The 16,312-nt window shown below is 45.0% G+C and carries 14 protein-coding genes; 9 read left to right on the forward strand and 5 right to left on the reverse strand.

The window, feature by feature from the left end:
• The first annotated feature begins 18 nt into the window (after positions 1 to 18).
• The 3 genes from ACI0FF_RS07960 (at position 19) to ACI0FF_RS07970 (ending at position 3,580) form a co-directional block, all read left to right on the forward strand.
• A complete protein-coding gene (locus ACI0FF_RS07960) occupies positions 19 to 2,073 on the forward strand; it encodes a putative bifunctional diguanylate cyclase/phosphodiesterase (RefSeq protein WP_419799573.1) in 2,055 nt (684 codons plus the stop codon).
• 76 nt (positions 2,074 to 2,149) lie between these two features.
• Complete coding sequence (locus ACI0FF_RS07965) at positions 2,150 to 3,106, forward strand: response regulator (protein ID WP_419799574.1); 957 nt, start codon at positions 2,150 to 2,152, stop codon at positions 3,104 to 3,106.
• Between the two features lie 168 nt (positions 3,107 to 3,274).
• Entirely contained in the window at positions 3,275 to 3,580 is a 306-nt protein-coding gene (locus ACI0FF_RS07970) for an STAS domain-containing protein (protein ID WP_419799575.1), read from the forward strand.
• A 53-nt stretch (positions 3,581 to 3,633) separates the two neighbouring features.
• Here the strand turns inward: ACI0FF_RS07970 and ACI0FF_RS07975 are convergent, their stop codons facing one another.
• Positions 3,634 to 4,326 carry an alpha/beta hydrolase gene (locus tag ACI0FF_RS07975; protein WP_419799576.1) on the reverse strand — a complete coding sequence of 231 codons (693 nt, stop codon included), beginning with the start codon at positions 4,324 to 4,326 and terminating at the stop codon, positions 3,634 to 3,636.
• A 167-nt stretch (positions 4,327 to 4,493) separates the two neighbouring features.
• On the opposite strand from ACI0FF_RS07975, the gene ACI0FF_RS07980 reads away from it, so the two are divergent.
• From ACI0FF_RS07980 to ACI0FF_RS07995, 4 genes are all read left to right on the forward strand, one after another.
• Positions 4,494 to 5,258 carry a phosphoadenylyl-sulfate reductase gene (locus ACI0FF_RS07980; RefSeq protein ID WP_419799577.1) on the forward strand — a complete coding sequence of 255 codons (765 nt, stop codon included), beginning with the start codon at positions 4,494 to 4,496 and terminating at the stop codon, positions 5,256 to 5,258.
• A gap of 138 nt (positions 5,259 to 5,396) precedes the next feature.
• Entirely contained in the window at positions 5,397 to 7,730 is a 2,334-nt protein-coding gene (locus ACI0FF_RS07985) for a Tex family protein (protein WP_419799578.1), read from the forward strand.
• A gap of 38 nt (positions 7,731 to 7,768) precedes the next feature.
• On the forward strand, positions 7,769 to 9,085 hold the full coding sequence (locus tag ACI0FF_RS07990; protein WP_419799579.1) for a sensor domain-containing protein: 1,317 nt from the start codon (positions 7,769 to 7,771) through the stop codon (positions 9,083 to 9,085).
• An 87-nt stretch (positions 9,086 to 9,172) separates the two neighbouring features.
• Positions 9,173 to 9,895, forward strand: a complete 723-nt coding sequence (locus ACI0FF_RS07995) for a PDZ domain-containing protein (protein ID WP_419799580.1) — start codon at positions 9,173 to 9,175, stop codon at positions 9,893 to 9,895.
• A gap of 40 nt (positions 9,896 to 9,935) precedes the next feature.
• Here ACI0FF_RS07995 and ACI0FF_RS08000 read toward each other — a convergent pair whose 3' ends face one another.
• The 4 genes from ACI0FF_RS08000 to ACI0FF_RS08015 form a co-directional block, all read right to left on the reverse strand.
• Complete coding sequence (locus ACI0FF_RS08000; RefSeq protein WP_419799581.1) at positions 9,936 to 10,451, reverse strand: ferritin-like domain-containing protein; 516 nt, start codon at positions 10,449 to 10,451, stop codon at positions 9,936 to 9,938.
• Between the two features lie 12 nt (positions 10,452 to 10,463).
• Positions 10,464 to 11,195, reverse strand: a complete 732-nt coding sequence (locus ACI0FF_RS08005) for a DsbA family protein (protein ID WP_419799582.1) — start codon at positions 11,193 to 11,195, stop codon at positions 10,464 to 10,466.
• 72 nt (positions 11,196 to 11,267) lie between these two features.
• Positions 11,268 to 11,960 carry a hypothetical protein gene (locus tag ACI0FF_RS08010; RefSeq protein WP_419799583.1) on the reverse strand — a complete coding sequence of 231 codons (693 nt, stop codon included), beginning with the start codon at positions 11,958 to 11,960 and terminating at the stop codon, positions 11,268 to 11,270.
• Between the two features lie 56 nt (positions 11,961 to 12,016).
• A complete protein-coding gene (locus ACI0FF_RS08015) occupies positions 12,017 to 13,363 on the reverse strand; it encodes a M48 family metalloprotease (protein WP_419799584.1) in 1,347 nt (448 codons plus the stop codon).
• Here ACI0FF_RS08015 and ACI0FF_RS08020 point away from each other — a divergent pair.
• Positions 13,350 to 15,032, forward strand: coding sequence for a gamma-glutamyltransferase (locus ACI0FF_RS08020; protein WP_419799585.1), 1,683 nt, complete (start codon positions 13,350 to 13,352; stop codon positions 15,030 to 15,032). The genes ACI0FF_RS08015 and ACI0FF_RS08020 overlap by 14 nt on opposite strands.
• Positions 15,032 to 16,180, forward strand: a complete 1,149-nt coding sequence (locus tag ACI0FF_RS08025) for a pyridoxal phosphate-dependent aminotransferase (RefSeq protein ID WP_419799586.1) — start codon at positions 15,032 to 15,034, stop codon at positions 16,178 to 16,180. The genes ACI0FF_RS08020 and ACI0FF_RS08025 overlap by 1 nt, the downstream gene beginning before the upstream one ends.
• Positions 16,181 to 16,312 lie beyond the last annotated feature (132 nt).

Consider the following 16,312-nt stretch of genomic DNA (forward strand, 5'->3'; position numbering starts at 1 on the left):
AGACTGAATAGATAAGGCATGAGTGAACAGCTAAAAATTTTGCTGGTGGAAGACTCTGAAGACGACTGTGAACTCCTTGGATTGGAGTTGCGTCGTGGTGGTTTAGACACGGCTATCACGCGGGTTGAAACAGCCCGTGAATTTGAAGAACAATTGATTTCCGGTGAATGGGATCTCGTTCTATCCGATTATAATTTGCCTGCCTTTAACGCGCCAGCTGCCCTGAATATTGCCGTTAAACATGAAAGTGATTTGCCTTTTATTATTATTTCCGGGGCCGTGAGTGCCAAGGATGCGGTGATTTTGCTTAAGGCAGGTGCGCATGACTTTATCGAAAAAGGCGACTATGCACGCTTAGTGCCCGCGATTGAGCGCGAATTGCGCGAAGTCAAAATGCGTAAGGAACGTTTGGGGGAGCAGGCGACATTACGTAAGCTTTTCCGCGCGGTAGAACAAAGCCCTATCAGTATTATGATTACGGATGGCAAAGGGCGACTGGAATATGTAAACCCCCATTACGAGCAGGTTACCGGGATTGGACGTAAAGAAGTTTTGGGGCAATTGCCGGATATTCTTGCCGGCGATTTTGTATCATTGGAACAAAATGCAGCCGTGTGGGAAGCCGTTAACAACGGTAAAGAATGGCGTGGTGAATTTTGTAATCAGCGCAAAAATGGCGAACTCTTTTGGGAAAATGCCAGTGTGGCCCCGATCCGTGACGAAAATGGTGTTTTGACAAACCTTTTGATTTCAAAGGAAGATATTACCTATCGAAAAAAGACGGAAGAAAAACTCTATCGTCAGGCAAATTTTGACGAGTTGACGGGGTTGCCTAACAGAGGGTTAATTCTTGATCGATTGGGGCAGGCGTTGCGACGTTCCGATAATGTCGCGTTGATGACTATTGATATGGATAACTTTAAGAAGGTGAATGAATCTTTAGGCCATAGTTTTGGAGATCAGCTTTTGGTTATGGCCTCTCTTCGTCTGAAAAACTGTTTGGATAATAATTACGGTATTGGTCGGGTCAGTGGTGATGAATTTGCCATTGTGATGTCTGATATTTCGCGTATCGGTGATGTCGAAAATGTGGTGCGCGACGTTCTGGATGCCTTCAGTGCGCCATTTGATATTAATGGGCATGAATTGTTTGTGACAATCAGTGCTGGTTTGACAGTATGTCCGGAAGATGGAAACGAGCCATCAATTTTATTTAAGAACGCAGAAGCCGCCATGCGCTTGGCAAAAGAAGATGGGCGCAATGGGTTCCGCTTCTTCCGACCCAATATGAACCGTGCTGCTGAAGAACGACTTGTTATGGAAGCATGGTTGAGAAAGGCGCTGGAAAAAGAAGAATTAACTTTATATTACCAGCCGATTGTTGAACCTAAAACGGGACGCATTGCGGGTGCAGAAGCATTGATCCGTTGGTTGCATCCCGAAAAAGGGTTGATCCCACCTGATAAATTTATTCCATTGGCTGAAGAAACCGGCTTGATCGTTTCTATCGGGCAATGGGTTATTGAAACAGCCTGTCAGGCCTTGAAAGAACTGCATGCCTCTGGATTTGAAGGCCTTTATATTGCAGTCAACGTATCTCCCCAGCAAATTTGGTCTCAAACGTTGGTGGATGTGGTCAAGAACGCGCTTGTCGAATATGAGGTGCCACGGGGTAGCTTAGTGATTGAGGTTACGGAAAGTGTGTGTATGGCCGAAACCGAAACCACTTTAACCGCTTTGAAAGCTATGTCGGATTTGGGGGTACGCCTTGCCGTGGATGATTTTGGGACCGGGTTCTCGTCTCTAAATTATTTAAAACGTTATCCCTTTAATATCTTAAAGATTGATCGTGCCTTTATTTCTGATTTGCCAGACTCTAATGATGATGCGGCTTTGGTCAATGCGATGCTTGCTATGGGGCACAGTTTAGGGTTGAGTATTGTCGCCGAAGGGGTGGAGACAGAGGAGCATGTTGCGTTTTTAGAGGAACGCGATTGTGACTTGCTGCAAGGCTATTATTTTAATCCACCGATGGAAAAAGAGAAGTTCCTTAAACTTAAGGACTATACGTGAGGATAGGTTTCTTTTACCTGTCGTTATAGTTTAATAGTTCGCGCATAACGTTCTTTAATTGAACGACATAAAAATCATGGCGCGGAATATCTTACATATGGCGAAATACCAAATTGAAAATATTAGTATCCTTATTGGTGATAGTAATCGTCAACTGCGAAGCAGTTTGAAGGGTGTGTTGCACCATCACGGTTTTCGTAAAATTACGGATGCTTATGACATCGAAAGTTTTGAAGAAGCCATTCGGGTTCACAGCCCTGATCTCATTTTATGTGATGTGAATTTAAAAGGTGATCTGGTTTGTGAAATTATCCATCGCTTGCGACATAATCATTTGGGACAAAACCCTTTTGCTGCTGTGATTCTGTTTATTGATGAGGCTGGTGAAGAAATTGTCAGTCAAGCCTCGCGGGCTGGCTTGGATGATTTGCAAATAAAACCGGTCGTGGCACAAAAAATTATCGATCGTGTCAAATTCCTCATTGAAAAACGAAAACCGTTTGTGGTGACAACCGATTATATTGGTCCAGATCGTCGTAAAGAAGCCCGTCAAAAGGGCCAAGAAATTCCACTTGTCACGGTACCCAATACATTGGCGTTGAAGGCCACGGGGGAATTTGATCCCAATAAAACACAACGCCAAATTGCCAATGCCGTTTGGAATGTGAATGCACAAAAAATTGAACGTCACGTGTTTCAAGTTAAATATCTGGTGGATCGCATTGTGCCGGCCTTTAAGATGGGGCAAGTCACAAAGGAAAATGTGGAAATGATACAACGTTTAATGAATGTTGGTCAGGACATTAGCAAGCGATTAAAAAATAGCGATTACGCACATGTATCCACGCTGGCGGCAACATTGGTGACGGTTACTAAATCAATTTTACAGAGCGGTGGTCAGCCAAAAAATAAAGATTTAGATTTATTGCCAGAGCTTGCAGCAGCCTTGAGCTCAACGGTAAATGCAGAAAATACGGAAAATTCAGCCGTTAGAGAAATACAATCATCCATTAAACAGGTTTATGGAAAATAAATTAATAGTTTCTGTTTTCCCGGTGGGGTAAGATAAGTTTAATAATAAAAAAGCATCGAAAGTATTTGAATTTGTTGGACGAGATTTAAAAACAAGGTATGGTACTTTCAGATATAAAAGGTGCAAGTTCAAATTAGCAGCACTGTTTAGTTTAGACGAGGAAAAGACATGGAATATAACGTTCGTGGCGATGACAATAGTAAGGAACTGTTCCTTCAAGGGCGCTTGACATTTTCCGATAATGTTGTGTTTCGTAAAATTGTTGATGACTTGAAAGAGTACAACGGTACGAAATGTATTTTTGATTTAAGCAGCTTGGAATTTATCGATTCTGCAGGCTTGGGTATGTTGATGTTGCTGCGCGATGCAACTGTAGGGAGACCTTTTACCCTTTCTATCCGAAATGCAGACGGCCAAGTTCGTCGCATGTTGGAAATTGCAAAATTTGATGCATTAATCCCGTTTGAAGACTGATTTTTAAATGAGAAATAATTCAAAAAGCACCTGAAGTCAGGTGCTTTTTGATTCTAGCTTGAAAATCTCTTTCTTAAAAAAGTAACGCCAGCGTGGCATCCTTCTTCATCAATTGCATGAGGAAGGGACGGGCGTTTCAAGACCGAAACTTCAATACCAGCTTGCGTTAATCCATCAGCTGCTAAATCCACGGCGTGAATGGGCAGCATCTCGTCAGCCTCGCCATGGATCAATAAAACGGGACACGTGCAAGTCTTATCCGACCGCAGATGCGATGCACCGACAAGCGCACCTGAAAAACCGACAATGCCGGCAAATGGTGTTTGTTGTCGGAAGGCAAGATGCAAAGCCATCATAGTGCCTTGTGAAAAACCAACCAAAGCAATTTTATCTGAACTGACTTTGTGCTTTGTCTGTAAATGATCAATGTAAGTTTGAAGATCACCTGCGGCATCTTGTGCGCCTGCATACATGGCTTCAAATGCTGTCGCCTGCGTTGCGGTGTGTCGCCGTAAATAATCTGAATCGTAACGCGCAAGGCTGAACCACTGCCTGCCAAAAGGTGAGATTTCACATGTTTGCGGCCCATTGGGGGCATAAAAGGCAGTTGTGGGTAATTGGGCTGCAAAGAAGGGTGCCAACCCAATCAAGTCCTGACCATCCGCACCAAAACCGTGAAGAAAAATAACAATAGAATCTATTTGTTTGTGATCTGAAAGATATTCGGGGCCGTTTAAGCGAGGCATGGGACGGTATCCTTGTTTTTTTATTCCAGAGGATTTAGCTAATCTTTTTATGTTTAGTAAATACATATTATAAATGTTAATTAAAATAAATAACAAAAATAATTGACAAAATCAAAGAAGGAGACTAAATCGTAAGAACCAAAATGAAATTAGTTGAGATAGACAAAATGACTGCAACATCAACAGCCGTTTCTTTTAGCCCCTTGAATGACGCGTCGAGCGATAAAGAAGCTCGTGTGCAGGAATTGATGCAGCGTTATGGAAAACTTGAAGGTCAGGCGCTGTTGGAAGTTATGTTGAAAGAAGAATTTCCCGGCAAGATCGCCATTAGCTCTTCTTTTGGGGCTGAAGCGGCTGTTTTATTGAAACTGGTTTCTGAAGTGGATAAAACAACACCTGTTTTGTTTATCGATACTGGGCATTTATTTGAAGAAACACTTCAATATAAATCGACGATCGAAGCGTATTTGGGGCTAAGCAATATTATCACTGTGCAGCCGGAACAAATCCATTTAGACAATGCGGATCGTGATGCCACCCTTTATCAACGTGATACGGATTATTGCTGTCATATCCGCAAGGTTTTACCGTTTGAAAAAGCCTTGGGCCCTTATGATGCATGGGTGAGTGGGCGTAAACGTTTCCAAAACAGTGAACGCGCACAATTGCAGGCAATTGAATTGGACCATGATGGTCGTTTCAAGATTAATCCGCTTTATAACTGGGATTATGAAACGGTGGTTTCTCAATTTAAAGCAATGAATTTACCCAAGCACCCATTGGTGGCCAAAGGGTATCCGTCCATCGGTTGTGGACCTTGTACCCGGGCTGTGAAAGATGGGGAAGATCAACGGGCTGGTCGCTGGTCAGGCCAAGGCAAGACAGAATGCGGCATTCATAAATCACCTTCCTTTGAAGCCATCTATATCTAGAAAATTTAAAGAAGCCCTTGTTATTCAAACAAGGGCTTCTTTGTGTTTAGACTTCATGGACATTTTGTTTATAAAACTTCTATGTCTGTTGAAATCTCCTTGTTATAAAGGCGCCCGGCTTTAACAAGGATAAGATAAATGCTCTCCATCATCGATCGTCTTTCTTCTGAGTTATCTATTGCACATCATCAAAGCGAGGCCGCCGTCCGCCTGCTGGATGAAGGGGCAAGTGTCCCGTTTATAGCACGATACCGTAAAGAGGTGACGCACGGTCTGGATGATACCCAGTTGCGACAATTGGAAGAGCGTTTGCGCTATATGCGTGAGTTGGATGAGCGACGCGATACAATTCTAAAAACGATCGATGAACAAGGCAAACTAAGTGATAGCCTTAAAAAGGAAATCGAAAAAGCCGATACCAAGGCCACGCTTGAAGATTTATATCTGCCTTATAAGAAGAAGCGCCGCACAAAAGCACAAATCGCTCGGGAAGCGGGATTGGAGCCGTTAGCGGACATGCTATTCACTGATCCGACGAAGATGCCAGAGGTGGAAGCCGAAGCTTTTATCGCGACGGATAAAGGCATCGAAGACGTGAAAGCAGCCCTTGACGGGGCCCGTCAAATTTTGATGGAACGTTTTGCAGAAGATGCCACTCTCATCAAACGGTTACGAGATTATCTGTGGGAAGAGGGAAAAGTCGTTTCGCAGGTTATTGCCGGAAAAGAAAATGAAGGTGCCAAATTTTCCGATTATTTTGAGTATAGTGAAGCTATTAACAAAATTCCATCACATCGGGCCTTGGCTCTTTTCCGTGGGCGCAATGAAGGGGTTCTTAAAATTGCGTTATTGTCGAATGAAGACGATGCCAGTGATTGTATTGTAAAAGTTGCCCGCCATTTTGGGGTTCACGATAGCGGACGGGCCGCAGATAAATGGCTTGGTGAGTGTGTACGTTGGGCGTGGAAAGTCAAACTTTCCCTTCACATTGAAATGGACTTATTGACCCAATTGCGCGAACAGTCCGAAGATGAAGCTATTATGGTTTTTGCGCGCAATTTACGTGACCTGTTGCTGGCCGCACCTGCTGGTACGCGTCCAACGTTGGCTTTGGACCCCGGATTTCGCACGGGGGTAAAGGCCGCGGTTGTCGATGATACGGGTAAATTATGTGATACCGCGACGATTTACCCCCATGAACCCAAACGCCAATGGGATCAATCTATTGAAATTCTGGCACGTTTGTGTCGCACACATAAGGTGGAACTGATCAGTATCGGGAACGGCACCGCTTCGCGCGAAACCGATAAACTGGCAGCGGACTTAATGAAACGTTATCCCGATTTGAAACTAACCAAGTTGGTGGTGAGCGAGGCGGGTGCATCGGTCTATTCAGCATCTGAATATGGCGCGCAGGAATTTCCCAATCTGGATGTTTCTTTGCGGGGTGCGGTTTCCATTGGTCGGCGTTTGCAAGACCCGTTGGCTGAATTGGTCAAAATTGATCCTAAATCCATTGGGGTCGGGCAATATCAACATGATGTGTCGCAGGTTAAGTTGGGACGGATGCTGGATGGCGTGGTCGAGGATTGCGTAAACGGTGTTGGTGTGGATTTGAATACCGCTTCTGTGGCTTTACTGAGCCGTGTCTCAGGCCTTAACGAAGGATTGGCGCAAAATATTGTGCAATATCGCGAAGAAAAGGGGCGTTTTAAAAATCGCAAAGAATTAAAGGCGGTTTCCCGATTGGGACCAAAAGCTTTCGAACAGGCTGCTGGGTTCTTGCGTATTTTAGGTGGGGATAATCCTTTGGATTGTTCTTCCGTTCACCCTGAAGCTTACCCGGTGGTGGAACGCATTATTGCAAAAGTATCAAAAATGATTGATGACCTGATTGGTGATCGTGAGACGTTATCCAATTTAGATGCGCAGAATTTCACGGATGAGCGTTTTGGTTTGCCGACAGTGCGTGATATTTTGGTGGAACTTGAAAAGCCTGGCCGTGATCCCCGTCCTGAATTCCATACCGCAACCTTTCAAGAAGGGGTTGAAAAGCCGTCTGACCTGAAAGAAGGGATGCGTTTGGAAGGGGTTGTGACCAACGTAACCAACTTCGGGGCTTTTGTGGATGTTGGGGTTCATCAGGATGGTTTGGTCCATATTTCTCAACTTGCAGATAAATTTGTCAAAGACCCGCATGAGGTTGTGAAGCCAGGTGATGTCGTGCAAGTTCGTGTTATGGAAGTGGATTTGCCAAGAAATAGAATATCCCTTTCAATGAAACTACAAGAAGCAGTAAAAAATGACAAATATGCGTCAAATGGAAAAAAAGCCGGTTCGCATCCTGTGAAAAATAAGGTACAGTCACCGCAAGCTTCTACTAAAAGGTTCAGCCGAAAAGATAATTTGGGGGCGCAAGGTGATAATGCATTGGCAGCAGCCCTTGCAAAGGCTAAGTCTAAGCTAAAATAACCTTGAGTTAAGGTTAAGACAGGGACAAACAAGACATAATGGCGATTGAAGAAACCGTTGTGAATTTAGATATCCTCGATCTGGCGCATGCAGGCTGGGCGATGAATCTTGTTCAGTCGGCATCCAATCTTTTTACCATTTGTGTTGATGATCGTATCCAGTATATGAACCCGGCAGGATTGAAGTTGTTAGGCATTAATGCGGCTGAAGATGTCATCAATCAGGAATTTATAAACTTTATTCATAATGATTATAGAGAGTACCTCACTTTTGGGTTGGAGGTTCTTGCTGAAGAAGATGATTTTATCCCACTCAAGCTAATGACCCTAAAAGGGGAAGAGTTGGATGCAAAACTTCTGATTAATGAGCTGCAAATAAAAGGCAAAGCGGCCTATATTGTGGAAGTGCAGGATATCACGGCCTATAAACGCGCATCAGAAGCGGTTCGAGATCGCGAGCACCGGATTAAAAGTATTTTGAATACGGTGAGCGAAGGCATTATTACATTTGATTCCCAAGGGAAAGTCCAAACCTTTAACCCGGCTGCGGAAAAAGTGTTCGGATGTACGGCTAATGAGATTATTGGTCATCATGTGGTGGAATTGGTCCCACATGAAAAACATGAAAAATTCAGACGCATTTTTGACCGGAAAGTCGCACATGGGCGATCCAATTTGATGGGTAAACCGGTTGAGATTAACGGCCTTAACCGTACTAAAGGCAAATTCCCGATGGAGATTACAATCTCCAGCATGCAAGTTGGACACGAACGGATTTTTACGGCGGTTTTACGCGATATTACCGAACGCATACAAACTGTGGAACGTATTCGTCATTTGGCGCATCATGACACGTTAACCGGTTTGCCAAATCGTCATTTGTTTACAGATCGCTTACATCATGCGATTAAATTGTCTCACCGTTATGATCGTGCGCTCGTATTGATGTTTATTGATCTGGATAAGTTTAAACCGATCAACGACACCTTGGGCCATGAAGCTGGCGACGTGGTTTTAATCGAAGTCGCGCAGCGCTTTAGAAAGATTATTCGGGAGTCGGATACGGTTGCCCGTATTGGCGGGGACGAATTTATTATCTTGCTGGAAGAACTCGACAGTGTTGATGTCGGTCCGGTTGTGGCGCAAAAAGTATTGGATTGTCTGGAAGAACCTATCATGGCGGGTGGCCGGGAATGTACGCTTGGGGCCAGTGTTGGTCTTGCGTGCTATCCCGATGATACGATGGATGCAGAAGAATTAATGCGCTATGCGGATGAAGCCATGTATGCGGTGAAAACCAGTGGGCGAAATGGATATCGTCGATATGATTCCAACTTATCTGTTTTAGGGTCGTAGAACCTCTTGTGTTTTCAGACTTTCTTTACGCCTATCTTTTAGGATAATATCTTTAAAGTCATTGCAGCTTTCAGGATGAGGTCTGGCGTGTTTAAATCCACAAAAATGAGTTTTCGTTTTTTATGCGCTGCTATGCTTTTGAGTATAGTCACCAGTAACACAGTACAGGCATCTGGCGAAAAAGCGTCTTTTTTTGGCCTGCAAATTCAAGGGATGACCCCAGCTATCGCAACTGCTTTGGGGTTGGATGATCCTCATGGCGTGATGGTGCGCGATATTGCCTTTCCCGGGCCGGCCAGTAAATCTGATATTCATCGTGGTGATGTGATCGTTGAACTGGATGGAAAGCCCGTTCAATCTGTCAATGAAATTACAAAACAAGTTCAGGACTTTAAACCGGGAATGAGCATTCCTGTAAAGGTTTGGCGGCGTGGTAAATCCGTGGATATTAACATTACATTGAGTAATCTACCGGCACGTTGGGCGATTGCGCGTAACAGTTTTTCGACGATCCCTGCTTTGGGGCTTACTTTTGCATCTTTGACCGATAAAGTGCAGCAACGTTTTGATGTTGCGTGGAACACTCGTGGGGTTGCTGTTTCACTTGTTGATAAGGAAAAGTCTGCAGGTTTAGATCTGAAAGTGGGAGATGTTGTCGTACAGGTCAATCAGTCTGATGTCTGGACACCGGCCCATATCGTTAGTTATTTCAAAAAAGCACAGAAAGAAAATAAAGAAATGGTTGTTTTGCTGGTTGCACGCAACAACGGCTATCGTTTTGTTCTTTTACCCGTTCCTGTATTAAATTAGGCCGCAAACCGAGGGCTTGCGGCCCGGTTTCAAAAAAATACTATTCGTGCATCATCGGTGGATCGAGATCATCGTACCAGTCATTTTCCGGTTTTGGATAACGACCAACCCATCCTTTTAACATTTCAACATGTTCGCTTTCTTCTTCTGCGAATTCTTGTGCCATTGCACAAACTTCCGGGTTGTCGCTTTCTTTGGCAATGCCAGCATAGAAATCCTGTGCCCCTTTTTCGACTTTCATGGCAAGTTGAAGGACGTGGTAGGGGGTCATTTTGTAATGTGTTTGAAAATGATCAGCGGCTTCGGGGCTATCTTTTTCTTCCCAAGCAAAGTCCCAAGGGGCAATATGAGGAAGAACCAAGTCCTTGGCGCGTTCTTCCATTTCAGCGGCATGCTTATCGGCATATCCGGCTAAAACACTGAAGAGTTTGGCAACTTCTGGGTTGTTGTGCACTTCCATAGCGTCTGCAATCTCGCGATAACGCTCGCCTGCATCGGTTTCCATAGAGATTGAGTGAGCAAGAAGCTCTTCTACCGTTTTGATATTAAGTGACATATTGTTTTCCCCCTACTTCTGTCTTTCTTTAGCAATTGCCTCTTTAAGGCCTTGTGGCGGAATGGCACCCGGAATAATTTGATCCCCGATAATGAAGGCGGGTGTTCCTGAGATATTCAAACGTTGCGCAATAGCACGTGTGGAAAGGATTTCTGCATTAACTTCATCAGATTGCATATCGGCTTTTAAGCGTGCAATATCCAGTCCGGTTTCTTCTGCAATTTGCATGATTTTATCCGTATTGAGGCGACCGCGAATAGTCATCAATGCTGTATGCATTTCAAAATATTTATCTTGTTTATGGGCTGCCAATGCAGCACGGGCAGCAACTTCTGATTCAGGGCCGAGGATCGCGAATTCTTTTAAGACATAACGAATATTTTTGTCGCTGTTGATGACTTCCATAACGCCGGGGAAGGCGCGTTTACAATACCCACATTGATAATCGAAAAATTCGATCATGGTAATGTCACCTTCGGGATTGCCTGCAATCGGTGTCAAGGGGCCGTTTTCGATGGAATCCCCTAAGGAAAGAAGTGCCGTTTTTTGTGCTTTTTCTTTTTGCTCTTCCTGACGTTCTTGCAAGACAGTCATGGCTTCCATCAAAATTTCAGGGTTTGCCAATAGGGTTTCACGCACCAGCTTGCGGACTTCGTCCTGTTGAGTGGTCGATAGTTGTTCTGCGGCATTGGCGGAGGAGAAAACAATAAAAGAAAGGAATAAAAGAGTAAAAATGCGTAACATGAATTTGTGAACCTATATATTAGTTTTTCATTTTCCCATCATGGGCCAGTCAGCCATAAGAGGCAAGTAGACTTATCGTGAAAGCGTTATCTTTGAGAAGGTTATGCCACCAATACCAGGCTGGTTATCTGCCCAAAAACCGACAAATGTAATGAAGGCCTGTCCGGCATTGTCTTGTGGCCAAGCCATTTTGTAAATGATTGATAAGTCAGCGGCTTCGAAATACCATTGATTGGTTTGTTCAATGCCACCACGTTGTACATAATATTTTAAATTACCCATCGGATAGAGGGTCGCCCGTTTTAAAGCCAAATCATCAAAGCCAATAGCGAGTAAACGATCATAAGGGGGAAGCTTGTCTTTATTCCAGACAAACTGTTCTTGTGAAAGGGGGGGGGATTGTGCCGTTCCACCGTAAAAACCGATCAGAAGGCGTATGGGATGGCGGGTTCCGCTATGTTCTGATACGTTCCAGTACCAAGACAGGTAGGGCGTTACCAGCAGTCGGGTATTTGTATATCGCGCAAGAATATAGTCTTGTTTGAAGTTTTGGATATGAAGCCCTTGTTGCCCCTCTTTTTGGGTATGAAAGATGTGTCGCATTGGCTTGTTGGGCGAAAATATAACGTCTTCGCCAATACCTGAAAGGGTCCAGCCGCGCGGTCTGTGCCCTTTATAAAAACGTTCCCGTCCATCAAGAATATCTATCCGGCTTCCGGTTCCAATTTTATAGGGCTGCTCCTGATAAGATGACTTTTGTGTCATGCAGCCATTTAAGACGACGGAAAGGGTCAGGAAACAAAATAAGAAGGGCAAACGTGTCATTTGTTTTGTTTTTTCATTAATCTTTCAGATGTCAGGCGTAAATCTTGTGCTTGGATCCATTGCGGGGAACCTGTTTTGAACTCTTTTTCCGCACGTCCAGCCAAGAAAATAGCTTCTTTATAACGGCGTTGAAGATAGGCTTCTTCCGCCAAGGCAAGGGAACTTTCTGCCATACGATTAGCACGGCCATAGGCAATTCCCAGTTGACGCCATGTAAATGAAGATGTGTTGTCCTTTTTGAGAGATTGTTCAAGAATATCAATGGCATCAGGCAGGTATTCATCCTTGCCAGACTCTTGATAGGCGCGACCTAATGCCAGCAGGAGCAAAGGATGCTTGGGCAATAATGCGACGGATTTTTTATAGGCTTCAATTGCATTTTCAATGTCGCCGTTTTCAAAATAAATTTGGCCCTTGAGTTCATAAAAATAAGGATCATCTGGGTGTTTTGTTATTAACCCATCAATTTCGGTAATGGCTTTTTCATGTTGGTTATCTTTGTGATAAGCCTGTGCACGGGCATAGCGGGCGGCAATTGAGATATCGCTTGTTGGATATAGGCGAAAGGTATGGGTTGGGGATAAAAGATAAGAATCCAGCTTGGCACGCATGCGCTCGTGCAATTCAATAAACTCATCTGAAACGCGTTTGTCACTAAGTGGAGATTTTGCAACATGTGCTGCCAAGAAAGAAATTCGTTCAGCCGTAAGTGGGTGTGTACGGATGTAGGGATTTTGTTGGGATGTTGAGCTCAGTTCCGTTTTTTTCAGAATTTCAAAAAATTCCAAGAGGCCGCGTGTCGATGTTTGTGTTTGATCCAGATAAGCAACGGCGGCTTGGTCGGCTGAACCTTCTTCAGTTCGGCTATATTGTAGCAATGAACGTGTTGCCATATCTTGCCCACCCATGATGATGGCGCTGCCGGCACCAGGTTGCCCGGCAAGGATGGCGGCACCGCCCAAGATAAAGCCAAGAATGGATTCGGGGGAAGTTTCTTCCATTTTTTGGCGGATGCGTGATAAGTGCCCGCCTGCAATGTGCCCTGTTTCGTGTGCAATAACGCCAATAACCTGTTCAGGGCTTTTGCTATGTTGCAATAAACCGGTATGGATGAAAAGTTTTTGTCCATTGGCAACAAAAGCATTGAGTCGACTATCGTTTACCAGATAGATTTCAATATTGTCGGCACTCAGGCCGGCTGCCTCGAATATCGGTTTCGCAAACAGAGCAATCGTTCTTTCGATTTCTGCATCGCGCACAAAGGATATGGCGTGCGATTTGGTAACCGGGAATGTCACGCTCCACAGAACGACAAAGAAAAGTAATTTTATGGTTTTTCGCACGCTTTATCACCGTCTAAATCAAAAGGTCTCTAGGGAAGCTAACCTGACAACAGGGTTGCGTCAATTGGCGGCTTGCACTTTGATCGTCTCATTGAGCGCTTGTAGTGCACTGGACAATCCGCAAGACAAAGGCAAAATCGGTTCTGTAAAAGGATATATCGGTTCTGTTGTTGCAGATGAACCGCGTGCTGCACTAATCGGTCGTGATGTGTTATCTGCGGGGGGAACGGCTGCGGATGCGGTAACGGCGATGTATTTTGCTTCGGCAGTGACGATGCCATCTTCAGCCAGTCTCGGTGGGGGCGGAGTTTGTGTTATCCATGATCGTAAGGATAACAAAACCGAAGCTCTTGATTTTCTAAGCAAAGCACCGCAAGTGGTTCCAGAAGGGACCGTGCGTCCGATCGGTGTACCCATGAACGCCCGTGGTTTTTTCATTTTGCAATCCAAATATGGGGATTTGCGCTGGGCCCAGTTAATTTCCCCGGCGGAAAATCTCGCCCGGTTTGGGACACAGGTGTCAAGGGCTTTGGCGGCAGAGTTGCGCCCCGTTGGCGAGGCACTTATTCGTGATGGTGAAGCTGCGCGCGTTTTTGCAAAAGAGGATGGCACGCCTGTTCGTGAGGGTGATTTTATTAAACAATACGATTTGGCAGCGACTTTGACAGAAATTCGAACCAAGGGGCCGGGAGCTTTATATGTGGGTTCGTTTGCCAAGCGGTTTTTAGAGTCGGTTAAAAAGGCAGGTGGATATTTAACAGCTGAAGATTTACGTGATGCCCTCCCTCAGTGGCGTGAAACCGTAAAAGGGCTGCCTTATAATTTTAGTGTTGCGCATTTTGCCCCGCCTGCTGCAGCCGGTGGTGTTGTTGGTGCACAAATTTGGTCGATCTTAGTTGAAAACGATGATTTTGCCTCTGCTGATGAGACAACACGCGCGCATCTTTTGGCAGAAGCATCCATGCGAGCTTATGGTGAACGTGCAAGATGGGGGACACCGGATGGTCGTGCGCGTGAAGATGTCAATGCACTGCTAAATGAGGATTACATTGAAAAACTGATGGAAGGTATGAGCTTAGAACGCCATCAGCCTGCAAATACATTCCCCAGTCCTCCGCAATTGACACCGGAAGCGCCGTCTGCGCTGAGTTTGGTGGCCGTTGATAGTTTTGGCATGGGCGTTGCCTGTAATGTCAGCATGAACAGCACATTTGGTGTTGGACGTATTGCCCCCGAAACAGGGGTTTTGTTATCGGCTTTACCAGGATTAAATGGTCGTGGCCCGATGCCTTTGGGGCCGATGTTGATCGTAAATAAAAATTCCAAAGAAGTTTATTTTGCCGGTGCCGCCTCACGCGGGGTGACGGCACCGACACAGTTGGTCAATATTGCCGCACGTACGTTTATAGCAAAACAGACCATGCAAGAGGCCATGAGCCAGCCGCGTATCCATCATGGCGGAGCACCGGATAAAGTCTTCTACGAAAGTAACCTCGATCCAAATGTTGTGGGAAAATTGCAAGCCTTAGGCTATGAACTTTCCGGTGTTGAAGGCGGAATTGGTATTGTGAATGCAATCGTTTGCCCCGGTGGCCTGCATGCAGAACCGGAAAGCTGTCGTTCTATGAACGATCCGCGCGGATATGGTTTAACGACAGGGGCAGAATAATGGCTTTGAAAATTTCAAAACGTGGCAGCGTTGCACCGTTTATTGTTATGGATGTGATGCGCGCTGCAAATGAACGCGAAGCACAAGGCGGTGACGTTATTCATCTGGAAGTCGGACAACCCAGCACAAGTGCGCCGCGTGGCGTATTGGAAGCCACGCAAAAGGCACTTATGTCTGACAAAGTCGGTTATACCGAGGCGCTGGGCATTCCGGCCTTACGTGAACGGATTGCACAATATTATAAAGAGTATTACGGCGTTAGTTTAGATGCGCGTCGTGTTGTTGTGACAACCGGGTCTTCAACCGGGTTTTTACTGGCTTTCTTATCTGCCTTTGAACAAGGCGATAAGGTGGGATTAACGGCCCCCGGATATCCGGCCTATCGCAATATTTTAAAAGCGTTGGGCTTTGAAGCCATTGAAATTCCCGTTGGTCCAGATACTCATTTTCAACCAACACCACAAATGTTGGATGAGTTAGGCGTAGAACTGGATGGTTTGATTGTGGCAAGTCCGGGGAACCCTACGGGCAGTATGCTGTCGCGGGAAGATTTACAGGGATTATGTCGCTATTGCGATGCCAAAGGGATCCGGTTTATTTCAGATGAGATTTATCACGGCATTACCTATGATCATCGTGCCGATACAGCCATTGAATTTAGTGAAGATGTTATTCTGATTAACAGTTTCTCGAAATATTTTTCCATGACAGGCTGGCGCTTGGGCTGGATGGTTGTGCCGGATAATATGGTTCGTGCAATTGAATGTCTGGCACAAAACCTATTTATATCCGCACCGACGTTATCGCAGTTTGGTGGTGTGGCTGCGTTTGATTGTCGTGAAGAATTGGATGCTAATGTTGCGCATTACGCACGCAACCGGGAAATGCTTCTAAACGAATTACCGACGTCCGGTTTTGATAAACTGGCCCCGAGTGATGGTGCATTTTATATTTATGCGGATGTGGCACACCTGACGAATGATGCACAAGAGTTTTGCAAGACGATCTTGGCAAAGACGGGCGTTGCTACAACGCCCGGTGTCGATTTTGATGGTGCGCGCGGTAATCACTTTATGCGTTTTTCATATGCCGGAAGCTTTGAACATATGGTGGAAGCGGCAAAACGCCTGAAGACGTTCCTTAAGTAACGTTCTTAATAATATGTTTTGAAGAACCGGGCTTATCTGAAAACCAGTCGCAACGACCAAGTTTGTTCTTGCTAAATTGTACCGTTTGGTTGGCACATCCAAAAGTGCCATTAAACTTACAGTGTTGGCAAT

This window comes from Terasakiella sp. 4MB5A, assembly GCF_050058155.1.
Lineage (GTDB): Bacteria > Pseudomonadota > Alphaproteobacteria > Rhodospirillales > Terasakiellaceae > Terasakiella > Terasakiella halodenitrificans.